The organism is Buchnera aphidicola BCc, from assembly GCF_000090965.1.
Classification (GTDB): Bacteria; Pseudomonadota; Gammaproteobacteria; order Enterobacterales; family Enterobacteriaceae; genus Buchnera_F; species Buchnera_F aphidicola_F.
In genome coordinates, this window is the sequence record NC_008513.1 from 107,017 (window position 1) to 119,847 (window position 12,831).

Here is a 12,831-nt window from a genome sequence, read left to right on the forward strand (position 1 = left end):
TAATATTATTAGCATTTTAGATATTGAATAATTAGTATATCTATTTTAGATTAAAAGTTTATTTTTTTAAAAAAATATATTTATACTAATAAATATGTAATGTAATTTTTATACAAGTATTTAATAGTTCATTAAATTAATTTAATTTGGAGGTTATAATTATTTTGGCTAATATTAAATCATCTAAAAAACATATAAGTATTTCTGAAAAACGTAGAAAATATAATTGTAGTAAACGTTCAATGATAAAAACATTTATGAAAAAAGTACTTTTTTTTATTAAAGAAAAAAATAGAATAAAAGCTATTAAGTTTTTTTATATATTTCAATCATTAGTAGATAGATATTCCTTAAAAAAAATTATACATATTAATAAAGCATCAAGATATAAATCAGTATTAATGAATAATATTAAAAAAATTTAATATCATATTTTTTATACTTTTTTACTAGTATTGCTTCTATTATTTATAGATAGCAATACCCTATTTCTATTAGATTTTATTTAGTAAAATTATTAAAAAATTTTTTTACACTATTAAAAAATCTTTTAGATTTAGGGCTATTATTTTCTCCTTTATAATTTTTAAAACTTTCTCCTAATTGATATAATATTTTTTTTTGAAATGAATTTAAATTTACAGGGGTTTCTACTATAATTTTACAGAATAAATCTCCTTGAAATCCTTTTCTAACTGATTTCACACCTTTACCTCGTATACGGAATATTTTACCTGATTGTGTTTCAGAAGGTATTTTTAAGTTTATTTTTCCTTCTAATGTCGGAACAGTTATTTCGCCCCTAAAGCTGCTATACAAAATTATAGATCCCCCTGCTATTACAAAATTTATAGGAATTTTACAATGCAAATTATTTTCATCTCGTTTAAAAATTGGGTGTTTTTTTACTTTTATTTGTATATATAAATCTCCAGATTTAGCTCCATATTTTCCTGCTTCACCTTCATTATTTAAACGAATTTGGTCATTTGTATCAATACCAGCAGGTATTGTAATAGATAATTTTTTAGATTTTTTGATTCTTCCTTGTCCAAAACAAATTTTACATGGGTTTTTTATCATTGTCCCAGTACCTCTACATGTAGAACATGTTTGTTGCACACTAAAAAATCCTTTTCTCATATGTATTTGCCCGTGTCCATTACAACTCGTACATGTACTAGGTTTAGATCCATATGCAGAACCATAACCATAACAAGATTGACATTTATCTAATTTTGGAATTCTAATTTCTTTCTTAATTCCTTTTACAGCTTCTTCTAATGTTAGAATAATATTATATTGTAAATCAGATCCTTTTTCTTTTCTGTTTTTTTTATTACTACCAAAAATATCACCAAAAACATCACCAAATATATCATTAAAATCAGATGTAGAAGTAGTAAAACTGCTATGAAATTCATTATTAGAGTTATTGTTTTGTTCGAATGCTGAATGTCCATATTGATCATATAAATTTCTTTTTTTAGTATCACTTAAAATTTCATATGCTTGTTTAATTTTTTTAAATTTTTCTTCTGCTGTTTTATTACCTTGATTTCGATCAGGATGATATTTAATAGCAAGTTTTTTATAAGCTCTTTTAATATCAAGTTGACTTGCAGTATTGGAAATGTTTAAAGTTGTATAATAATCTTGTTTTGTCATGATATTTTTTATTTTCCATATTATGCGTATAATATGGGTGTAGATAATTTCTACACCCTATGTATTACATAAAAGATTAAGTAAGAATAATTTTATTATATATATAATAAATATTTTTAATATAAAAATTATTTTATTTTTTATTTTTATCTTTAATTTCTTCAAATTCAGCATCTACTACATTTTTTTTATCGTTTTCTTTGTTTTCTTTTTCTTGTACTGTTTCTTCTGGTTTTTGATTTTTTAATATTTCTGTTAATTTTAAATTTAATTCTATTATTTTTTGTATATTATCTTCGATTTCTTTTTTGTTTTCTCCTTTTAATGATATATCTAATTCTTGTAATGATTTTTCAATATCTGATTTAATTGTTGGATCAATTTTTTCTTTACATTCATCTAATTGTTTTTTAGTATTATGTAAAATTTGATCTCCTTGATTTTTTGTCTTTATTAGTTCTTCAAATTGTAGATCTTTTTCAGAATTTTCTTGAGCATCTAAAATCATTTTTTTAATTTCATCATCATTTAATCCAGATGAAGATTGTATAGTAATTTTTTGTTCTTTTCCTGTATTTTTATCTTTTGCTGAAACATGTAATATTCCGTCAGCATCAATATCAAATGTTACTTCTATTTGCGGTACTCCCCTTGGAGCAGCTTGTATTCCATCTAGATTAAATTGTCCTAATGATTTATTATCTAGAGCTCTTTTTCTTTCTCCTTGTAATATATGTATAGTAACTGCAGATTGATTATCTTCAGCTGTAGAAAAAGTTTGACTATGTTTTGTTGGAATTGTTGTGTTTTTATTAATTAATGATGTCATTACTCCACCCATAGTTTCAATTCCAAGAGATAATGGAGTTACATCTAATAATAATACATCTTTTACTGTTCCAGATAAAACTCCTCCTTGTACCGCAGCTCCAATAGCAACTGCTTCATCAGGATTTACATCTTTTCTAGGTTTTTTTCCAAAAAAATCAGCTACTTTTTTTTGTACTAACGGCATACGTGTTTGTCCGCCAACTAAAATAATATCATTAATATCTGATATTTTTAATTTTGCATCTTTTAATGCTGTTTCTAATGGTTTTATAGATTGTAAGACTAAATCTTCTACTAGTGATTCTAATTTTGATCTTGTAATTTTTATATTTAGATGTTTTGGTCCAGTAGCATCTGCTGTAATATATGGAAGATTTATATCAGTCTGTTGTGTAGTTGACAACTCTATTTTTGCTTTTTCAGCTGCTTCTTTTAATCTTTGCATTGCTAAAGAATCATTATTTAAATTAATTCCTTGTTCTTTTTGAAATTCAGCAACTAAAAAATGTATTAGTCGATTATCAAAATCTTCTCCGCCTAAGTGTGTATCACCGTTAGTTGATAATACTTCAAATGTTTTTTCTTTTTCTACATCATCAATTTCAATAATTGAAATGTCAAATGTTCCTCCTCCTAAATCATATACTGCTATTGTTCGATTCCCTTTTCCTTTATCTAATCCATATGCTAATGCTGCTGCTGTTGGTTCATTTATTATTCTTTTTACTTGAAGTCCTGCTATTTTACCAGCATCTTTAGTTGCTTGTCTTTGTGCATCATTGAAATATGCGGGAACAGTAATAACAGCTTCAGTAATACTTTCACCTAAAAACTCTTCAGCAGTTTTTTTCATTTTTTTTAGAATTTCAGCTGATATTTGAGGTGGAGCTATTTTTTCTTTTTTTATTTTTAACCATGCGTCTCCATTTACAGATTGAATGATTTCATATGGCATTATTTTAATATCACGTTGTACTTCTTCGTCTTGAAATTTTCTTCCCATTAATCTTTTAATAGCAAATAATGTATTTTTTGGATTTGTGATTGATTGTCTTTTTGCTGGTTGTCCTACTAGAATTTCATTATTTTCAGTATATGCAATAATAGATGGTGTAGTACGTTCTCCTTCAGAATTTTCTAGAACTTTTGCTTTATTATTGTCCATAACTGCTACACAAGAATTTGTAGTTCCTAAATCTATTCCAATAATTTTTCCCATAAATGTATTCCTTCTAAATATATAGTAATAAATGATTTTTAAATTTATTATTTAAAAATTAAATATCTTATATTAACAATTTTTTTTTGAAAAAAAATTATCTATAAAATAGATAATACTAATTAAATGGGGTCAGTTTGTTCTGCATCAAGGGTAAAAAAAAAATATAATTATATTTTTAATAAATTTTAAGATTAAAAATATTTAAATGTTTTTTTTTGGAAAAAAATTAATTAGTTTAATTAAAAATATCACTTTTTTTTTTGATAAAATGATATAATAAATTTTATTGATATTAATCAAATATTATTTATATATTATATTTTTTTAATTAATTTTTAATTAAATGAATATAATTTATATTATATTTTAAGCTTAAATATATTTATGAATGTTAATTATGAATTTTTTGGTTTTTATTTTTTTATTTTTTGTAGTTTTTTTTTATGTTTTTTTATGTTATTTTTAGGTTATTTTTTCGGAAGTAAATCATATTTTAGAGATGTACCTGAACCTTTTGAATCTGGAATAATTTCTTTTGGAAACACAAAATTACCGGTACCAATTAAATTTTCTTTGATTGCTATTTTGTTTGTTATATTTGATGTAGAAATTTTGTATTTATATTCTTGGTCGGTTTGTATAAATAAGTTAGAATGGATAATTTTTTTTGAAATGTACATTTTCATTGCTTTTTTATTTTTGACATGGTTTTATTTAATTAAAAAAAAAATATTTAAAAAAAATTTGTTTAAATAAATAATTATTTATTTATTATGTAATGATAAATTTAAAATTGATAAATAATTTTATAAATTTTTTTATAAATAAATTTATTTATTAAATACAAGAATATAAAAAAATAATCATAGGATTTTTTAAAATGAAATATACTTTAACTCGTGTTAATACAAAAAATAGTATTTCGAAAAAATATCCTTTACGTTCTTTAAAAAAAACATCAGATCCAATAAAAAAACAAATAAAAAATAATATTTTTTTTGGAACAATATCAAAATATATGCAATATATTATGAATTGGGGAAGAAAGAATTCTTTATGGCCGTATAATTTTGGTTTATCTTGTTGTTATGTTGAAATGGTTAGTGCTTTTACATCTATTCATGATATTTCTCGTTTTGGTTCCGAAGTTTTACGGACCTCTCCTAGACAAGCAGATTTTATGGTTATTGCTGGTACTCCATTTATTAAAATGGCTCCAGTAATACAACGATTATATGATCTAATGTTAGAACCAAAATGGGTTATTTCGATGGGTTCTTGTGCAAATTCAGGTGGTATGTATGACATATATTCTGTTGTTCAAGGAGTTGATAAATTTCTTCCAGTTGATATTTATATACCTGGCTGTCCTCCAAGACCAGAAGCATATATTCATGCAATTACTTTATTACAAAAAGCTATTTCTAAAGAACGCAGACCATTATCTTGGATAGTAGGTGAGCAAGGGGTGTATAAATATAATATGTTATCTGAGAAAGAAGAAAAAAATAAAAAAAGAATTTCTATTATTAATATTGATTCAGAAGATTCTTTTTGATTTTGTAAAAAAAATTGTTTTGTTTTTTATAAATATATATTTTATATATATAACTATTATATTTTGATTATATTGCTTATTATAAGGATAATAAATATGTCTCATATGGATTTAAAAAAAAAAAAAATTTTTTAGATGATAGAAAAAATAAATTTTTTAAAAATAACCCTATTATTTTAAGTTTATTTAAATTATTCGGAAAAGAAAATTTTTTTATACAAGATTCTTATTTAGAATCTCCTATTTTATGGATTGATAGTACTATACTAATTCAAGTAATTGGTTTTTTAAAAAAAAATAATACTTGTTCTTATGAAATTTTATTTGATTTATTTGGAATAGATGAACGTACAAGAAAAAATGTTAAAAGTTTTCCGAATGCTGATTTTACAGTATCTTATTATTTTTTTTCAATTTCTAATAATTCTGATTTAATATTAAAAGTTGCTTTGTTAAAAGAACATTTACAATTACCAACAATTTCATCAATTTTTTTAAATGCTAATTGGTATGAACGTGAGATTTGGGATATGTTTGGAATTGTCTTTAATAATCATCCATATTTAACTCGTATTTTGATGCCTAAAAATTGGGTAGGACATCCTTTACGAAAAGATTATTCTTCTCATGCAACAGAATTTGATGAATTTTATTTCACTAAACAAAAAGAAGATTTAGCAATGGAATCTTTAAAATTCTGCCCTAAATCATGGGGTTTAGAAAATAATGATTCTAATAATTCAGAATATATGTTTTTAAATTTCGGACCTAATCATCCTTCTTCTCATGGAGCTTTTCGTATAGTTCTGCAATTACATGGGGAAAAAATTATAAATTGTATTCCAGATATTGGTTATCATCATCGTGGAGCTGAAAAAATTGCTGAAAGACAAACATGGCATAGTTATATTCCATATACCGATCGTATAGAATATTTAGGTGGATGTGTTAATGAAATGCCTTATATATTAGCTGTAGAAAAGTTAGCAGGAATTGTTGTGCCTGAAAAAGTTCAAGTAATTAGAATATTATTATCTGAATTATTTAGAATTAATAGTCATTTATTATTTTTATCTACTTTTATTCAAGATATAGGAAGTATGAGTACTGTTTTTTTAGCATTTACAGATCGTCAAAAAATTTATGATTTAATCGAATCTATTACTGGAGCTCGTATGCATCCAGCATGGTTTAGAATTGGAGGAGTAGCAAAAGATTTACCGAAGAATTGGAATTCTTTATTAAAGAAATTTTTAATTTGGATGCCTAAACGATTAGATTATTATGTTAATATTGCAATAAAAAATAAGATTTTAATATCACGTTCAAAAGGTATTGCGGCTTATGGAAAAAAAGAAGCTTTATCATGGGGAATTACTGGAGCAGGTTTACGTGCAACTGGAGTGAATTTTGATGTAAGAAAAAATAGACCATATTCTGGTTATCAAAATTTTGATTTTGAAGTTCCAATTGGAAATAATATTAGTGATGCATATACGCGAGTATTATTAAAAATTGAAGAGATTAGACAAAGTTTAAAAATATTAAATCAATGTTTATTACATATGCCTTTAGGTTCATATAAATCTGATCATCCGTTAAGTACACCTCAAAAAAAAAATAAATCTTTATTTCATATTGAAAGAATGATTACACATTTTTTGCAAATGTCTTGGGGACCAATAATTCCTAGTAATGAAAGTTTTCAGATGATTGAAGCAACAAAAGGAATCAATAGTTATTATTTAATAAGTGATGGATTAACTACAAGTTATAGAACAAGAATTCGGACTCCTAGTTTTGCTCATTTACAACAAATTCCTTCTGTTATAAGAGGTTATGTAATATCAGATTTGATTGTTTATTTAGGTAGTATTGATTTTGTGATGTCAGATGTAGATAGATAAATTTATTTGTATAAAAATTAGGAAAAATAAAGTGTTTGAATTAAGTAAATTAGAGATTTCTAAAATTTTAAAAAAAAAAAAATGTTATGTTAATTCACAAGCAGCGTGTATTGAAGCTTTAAAAATTGTACAAGAACATAGAAAGTGGATTTGTAAAGACTCTATTATAGCAATTTCTAAAATATTATCTATTCCAGCATGTGAAGTAGAAAGTATAGCAACTTTTTATTGTCATATTTTTCGGAAACCAGTAGGTCGTAATATAATTCGTTATTGTGATAGTGTTGTATGTTTTATTAATAATTTTAAAAGTATTAAAAAAAAATTAAAATATATTTTAAATATTTCTCCAGGAGAAACAACTTCTGATTGTAGATATACTTTGTTACCAACCTGTTGTTTAGGAGCTTGTGATAAAGGTCCTGTAATGCTAGTTAATAAAACTTTATATACTAGACTTACTTCAAAAATGTTAATTAATATATTGGATAAATATAAATGATATATATGTTAAAAACATCTGAAACTCATCCTTTAACATGGAGAATAGATAAATATTCTTCTAATAAATCTATTGGAATACATGAGTACTGTCACACTGGCGGTTATCAATCTTTAAAAAAATCTTTAAAAAAATTATGTCCAGAAGATATAATATTATTAATTAAAGAATCAGGTTTAAGAGGAAGAGGAGGAGCTGGATTTCCTACCGGAATAAAATGGAATTTAATGTTAAAAAGTAATATTAAAGAAAAAATAAGATACTTAATTTGTAATGCGGATGAAATGGAGCCTGGAACATATAAAGATAGATTTTTAATGGAAAGATTACCACATCAATTAATTGAAGGTATTATTATATGTGCTTTTACATTACATATTAGTTGTGCTTACATTTTTTTACGTGGTGATTATTATGTAGCAGAAAAAATTTTAAATAAATCAATTGATGAAGCATATCAATTAGGTTATTTAGGAAAAAATATATTAAATAGTGGATTTAATTTTAATTTGTTTCTACATACAGGAGCTGGTCGTTATATTTGTGGTGAAGAAACAGCTTTAATTAATTCATTAGAAGGATTAAGAGCTAATCCACGATTTAAACCACCATTTCCTGCTAATTATGGTCTTTGGGGTAAACCTACATGTATTAATAATGTTGAAACATTATCAAATATTCCTGCAATTATTCAACATGGTTCAGAATGGTATAAGAATTTATCTAAAGGAAAAGATTCTGGAACTAAATTATTAGGATTTTCAGGTAAAGTAAAAAATCCTGGTTTATGGGAGTTACCATTAGGAATTACTGCAAGAGAAGTATTAGAAGATTATGCTGGAGGAATGAAAAAAAATTTATTTTTAAAAGCTTGGCAACCAGGTGGTGCTGGAACTGATATATTATCACATAAAGATATTGATATAAAAATGGATTTTACTAGTTTTCAAGAAATAGGTAGTCGATTAGGAACTGGAATTTCTATGGCGATTGATAATAATATCAATATTATTTCTTTACTTATTAATATTGAAATTTTTTTTTCTCGAGAATCATGTGGATTTTGTACTCCGTGTCGAGAAGGATTACCATGGATTGTTAAGTTATTAAAAAATTTAGAAAAAAAAAATGGAAAAAAAGAAGATATTAAAATATTAGATGAATTGTGTATATCTTTAGGTCCTGGAAAAACTTTTTGTGCTCATGCTCCAGGAGCAATATCTCCATTAAAAAGTGCTTTAAAATTATTTCGTAATGAGTTTGAAAATAGCATTTATAAAAATAAAAAAAATATAAATATTGTTTCTTTATAAGAAATAATAAAAATATATATTTTAATTTAATTAAATATAATAATTTGTATGTTAATATTATTTTTTTTAAAAAAATTTTAATATAATAAAATATTAGTAATTTATTAAATAGGTTATTTACTATGGTAAAAATTTTTATTGATGGAAAAATTTTTTTTGTTAAATCGTCATATAATTTGTTACAAGCTTGTTTATCTAAAGGCTTTAATGTACCTTTTTTTTGCTGGCACCCAGCTTTAGGAAGTATAGGTGCATGTAGACAATGTGCGGTTAAAGTATATCAAAATAAGGAAGATGATGTAGGTTCTATTGTAATGTCTTGTATGTCTGTTGTTCAAAAAAATATGCGAATTTCATTAATAGATTCAGATGTAAAAAAATTTCAAAAAGATATAATTGAACTAATGATGTTAAATCATCCTCATGATTGTCCTGTTTGTGCTGAAGGAGGAAGTTGTCATTTACAAGATATGACAGTTTTAAATAAACATCATATACGCCGTTATATATTTAAGAAACGTATCTTTAAGAATCAATATTTAGGTCCATTAATATCACATAATATGAATAGGTGTATTACATGTTATCGTTGTATAAGATATTATAAAGATTATTCAGGAGGAAAAGATTTTGGAGTATATGGATCAAATAATAAAATTTATTTTGGTCGATTAGAAGACGGATTTTTAGAAAGTGAATATTCAGGAAATTTAATTGATATTTGTCCTACAGGCGTATTTACTGATAAAACAAATATTAATAATTTTCATCGAAAATGGGATTTACAATATACTCCAAGTATTTGTCATAATTGTAGTATCGGTTGTAATATTAGCATTGGTGAACGTTTGGGAAAAGTGTGTCGTATAGATAATAGATATAATTTATCTATAAATAAGTATTTTTTATGCGATTTAGGACGTTTTGGTTATAATTATATAAATTATAATAAAGTATATCAACCATTTGAAAAAAAAAACAATATAATAAAATTTCTTAAATATTCTAAGATTATTTCTTTGATTATTAATATTTTTCGAAATTCTTCTAATAAAATATTAGGTATCGGCTCTGATAGAGCAAGTATTGAAAGTAATACACTGTTATGTCAATTAGTAGGAGAAAAAAATTTTTCTAATGGTATGTTACCACAATTAAATCAATGTATCAGTATTATTACAAAAATATTAAAGAGTAATGAATTTATTATTCCATCTATTTCAGAAATTAAAAATTATGATGTTATTTTAATTATTAGTGAAGATATTACTCAAACAGCATCTTTAGCAGCTTTAGCAGTTAGACAAGCAATTAATGGTTTTCATTCTTTTATTTTAAAAGATACAAGTATTCCTAGTTGGAATAGCAATGCAATAAAAAATATTTTACAAAATAAAAAAAATTATTTATTTATTATTCAAGGTGATAAATCTAAATTGGATGATATTTCTAATATTAATTATTATGGATCAATTGAAGAACAGTTACAATTTTGTTTGTTATTATTAGATAGAATAAATAACTCTTCAAATTTATTTTCTTATCAAAATCATAAAATATGTAAGAAAATTAAATTTATAGCAAAAATATTATGTCAAGCGAAAAAACCATTAATTATTTCTGGTACTTCATATAATAATCTTAATATATTGAAGATATCGTGTAATATTGCTAGATCTTTAAAAAAAAGAGGTTTGCCTGTCGGTTTAATGTTATTTCCACCAGCAGCTAATAGTATTGGTATATCTCTTATACCAAGTATTTCTTTAGATTCTATGTTTAATATTATAAATTCAAATAAAGTTGATATATTAATTATATTAGAAAATAATTTACATAAATTATATGAAGCAACCGTAATTAATAAAATTTTTGAAAAAGTAAATAAAATTATTGTACTAGATCATTATAATACTAAAATAGTTAATAAATCAGATTTTTTTTTGCCTACGACAAATTTTGCTGAAAGTTCAGGAAATATTTTAAATTATGAAGGTCGATTACAAAGATTTTTTAAAGTATATAATCCGAATTTTTATAAAAAAAAGATTTATAAATTAGAAGGTTGGAGATGGATTTATGCAATTTTAAATAATATTAAATCATTTAAATTAATTCAATCTATTTCTATAGATAAAATAATTAAATTTTGTTCTAAAAAAAATTCTTATTTTAAATATTTAAAAAATTCTTCTCCTTCTGCAAAATTTAGAATTAATAATCAAAAAATTGCTAGATCTTCTCTTCGATACAGTGGTCGAACTGCAATGTTTGCAGATATAAATATGCATGAACCTAAATCACCTATTGATGTAGATAGTATGTTTTCTTTTTCAATAGAAGGTTCTCAACAAACTGAGAAAAGTTTTTCTTTTTCTCCATTTTTATGGTCACCTAATTGGAATTCTCAACAATCATTATATAAATTATCTATACAATCAAAAAATCAGTTTTTTTTATATAATGAAGGTATTTTAATTTTTAAAAAATATAAAGAAAAACATCTTTCAAATTTTTTTATTAAAAAGAATATTTTAAATAAAAAAATTTCTGTGAATTCTTTTAAAATAATTCCTTATTATAAATTATTAGGTAGTGAAGAAATAAGTCATAATTATTTCGTAAATATTTTAAAAATAAAGTTTTTTTATGCAGTATTAAATCGTACTGATGCTAAGAAAATGAATATATATAATAATGATATATTACAATTTCAAATAAATGATAATATATTTAAATTTCCAGTAAAATTATCTAGTTATATAAATTCATGTCATATTGGTTTACCTGTTGGTATTGGTAATATACCGATGATTTTTTTAAATAAAATTGCTATAAAATTAATGAAATATAATATATAAATGAGATATTTTAATTAGGTATATACATGAAAGAGAAAATTTTTTTTGTTATTAAATTTTTATTTTTTATTATTTTTGGTGCGAGTTTTTTAAGTGTAATAGAACGTAGAATATTAGGAATATTACAAAATCGATATGGTCCTAATAGAGTAGGTTGGCAAGGTTGTATGCAATTATTTGCAGATATGATAAAATTAATATTTAAAGAAGATTGGATACCTCCTTTTAGTGAAAAAATTTTATTTATTACTGCTCCTATTATTTCTTTTATTTCTCTTTTATTAGTATTTTCTATTATTCCTATTACTTCAAAGTGTTTTATTATAAATTTAGATATTGGAATTTTATTTTTTATAATGATGTCTTCATTATCAGTGTACGGGGTTTTATTAGCAGGATGGTCAAGTAACAATAAATATGCTTTATTAGGATCTATTAGATCTGTCGCTCAAATGTTAAGTTATGAAATTTTTTTAGGATTATCAGCAATGGGTGCTGTTATGCAATGCGGATCTTTTAATTTAATTGATATTGTATATTCTCAAAAAAAAATTTGGAATATTTTTCCTCAATTTTTTGGTTTTATTTTATTTTTTATTGCTGGTATTGCTGTTTGTCATAGACATCCATTTGATCACCTGAGTCTGACAGAATTAGCAGATGGATATCATATTGAATATTCAGGAATGAAATTTGGAATGTTTTTTATTGCTGAATATATTTCAATTATTACTGTTTCATCATTAATTGTATGTTTATTTTTTGGTGGTTGGTTAGGTCCTTTTTTTTCTCCTCTTTTTTGGTTCTTATTAAAAACTTTATTTTTTATTTTTTTATTTATTTTGTTTCGAGCTTCATTACCTAGACCAAAATATGAACATGTTATGTTATTTGCATGGAAATTTTTTTTTCCTTTATCATTATTAAATATAATTTATACATCTTTTAAAATTTTATTAAAATAGGAAA

Annotated in this window: 10 protein-coding genes; 8 read left to right on the top strand and 2 right to left on the bottom strand. The window is 23.7% G+C overall.

Translation table 11 applies throughout. The features are described from left to right. The first annotated feature begins 164 nt into the window (after positions 1–164). Positions 165–425 (top strand): 30S ribosomal protein S20, encoded by a 261-nt coding sequence (gene rpsT, locus BCC_RS00520; protein ID WP_011672490.1) that lies wholly within the window; start codon positions 165–167, stop codon positions 423–425. A gap of 76 nt (positions 426–501) precedes the next feature. Here rpsT and dnaJ read toward each other — a convergent pair whose 3' ends face one another. Next, on the bottom strand, positions 502–1,668 hold the full coding sequence (gene dnaJ / locus BCC_RS00525) for a molecular chaperone DnaJ (protein ID WP_011672491.1): 1,167 nt from the start codon (positions 1,666–1,668) through the stop codon (positions 502–504). A 133-nt stretch (positions 1,669–1,801) separates the two neighbouring features. Then, positions 1,802–3,718, bottom strand: a complete 1,917-nt coding sequence (dnaK, locus tag BCC_RS00530) for a molecular chaperone DnaK (protein ID WP_011672492.1) — start codon at positions 3,716–3,718, stop codon at positions 1,802–1,804. Between the two features lie 387 nt (positions 3,719–4,105). Between dnaK and BCC_RS00535 the strand changes: the two genes are divergently transcribed. The 7 genes from BCC_RS00535 to nuoH all read left to right on the top strand — a co-directional run bounded on the left by BCC_RS00535 (position 4,106) and on the right by nuoH (position 12,827). Beyond that, positions 4,106–4,477 carry an NADH-quinone oxidoreductase subunit A gene (locus tag BCC_RS00535; protein WP_011672493.1) on the top strand — a complete coding sequence of 124 codons (372 nt, stop codon included), beginning with the start codon at positions 4,106–4,108 and terminating at the stop codon, positions 4,475–4,477. A gap of 124 nt (positions 4,478–4,601) precedes the next feature. After that, positions 4,602–5,279: a NuoB/complex I 20 kDa subunit family protein gene (locus tag BCC_RS00540; protein ID WP_011672494.1), complete on the top strand. Its 678-nt coding sequence runs from the start codon at positions 4,602–4,604 to the stop codon at positions 5,277–5,279. Between the two features lie 71 nt (positions 5,280–5,350). Then, entirely contained in the window at positions 5,351–7,186 is a 1,836-nt protein-coding gene (nuoC, locus tag BCC_RS00545) for an NADH-quinone oxidoreductase subunit C/D (RefSeq protein ID WP_049760635.1), read from the top strand. A 4-nt stretch (positions 7,187–7,190) separates the two neighbouring features. Next, complete coding sequence (gene nuoE, locus BCC_RS00550) at positions 7,191–7,688, top strand: NADH-quinone oxidoreductase subunit NuoE (protein ID WP_041749136.1); 498 nt, start codon at positions 7,191–7,193, stop codon at positions 7,686–7,688. Beyond that, a complete protein-coding gene (nuoF, locus tag BCC_RS00555; protein ID WP_011672497.1) occupies positions 7,685–9,001 on the top strand; it encodes an NADH-quinone oxidoreductase subunit NuoF in 1,317 nt (438 codons plus the stop codon). The genes nuoE and nuoF overlap by 4 nt, the downstream gene beginning before the upstream one ends. Before the next feature lie 122 nt (positions 9,002–9,123). Beyond that, a complete protein-coding gene (nuoG, locus tag BCC_RS00560) occupies positions 9,124–11,862 on the top strand; it encodes an NADH-quinone oxidoreductase subunit NuoG (protein WP_011672498.1) in 2,739 nt (912 codons plus the stop codon). A gap of 26 nt (positions 11,863–11,888) precedes the next feature. Then, positions 11,889–12,827 carry an NADH-quinone oxidoreductase subunit NuoH gene (gene nuoH / locus BCC_RS00565; protein WP_011672499.1) on the top strand — a complete coding sequence of 313 codons (939 nt, stop codon included), beginning with the start codon at positions 11,889–11,891 and terminating at the stop codon, positions 12,825–12,827. Positions 12,828–12,831 lie beyond the last annotated feature (4 nt).

Bases quoted from the DNA above. Each gene is read 5' to 3' on its own strand.
- BCC_RS00535 (WP_011672493.1), top strand. From the start codon at position 4,106: ATGAATGTTAATTATGAATTTTTTGGTTTTTATTTTTTTATTTTTTGT.
- dnaJ (WP_011672491.1), bottom strand. From the start codon at position 1,668: ATGACAAAACAAGATTATTATACAACTTTAAACATTTCCAATACTGCA.
- nuoG (WP_011672498.1), top strand. From the start codon at position 9,124: ATGGTAAAAATTTTTATTGATGGAAAAATTTTTTTTGTTAAATCGTCA.
- nuoH (WP_011672499.1), top strand. From the start codon at position 11,889: ATGAAAGAGAAAATTTTTTTTGTTATTAAATTTTTATTTTTTATTATT.
- dnaK (WP_011672492.1), bottom strand. From the start codon at position 3,718: ATGGGAAAAATTATTGGAATAGATTTAGGAACTACAAATTCTTGTGTA.
- BCC_RS00540 (WP_011672494.1), top strand. From the start codon at position 4,602: ATGAAATATACTTTAACTCGTGTTAATACAAAAAATAGTATTTCGAAA.
- nuoF (WP_011672497.1), top strand. From the start codon at position 7,685: ATGATATATATGTTAAAAACATCTGAAACTCATCCTTTAACATGGAGA.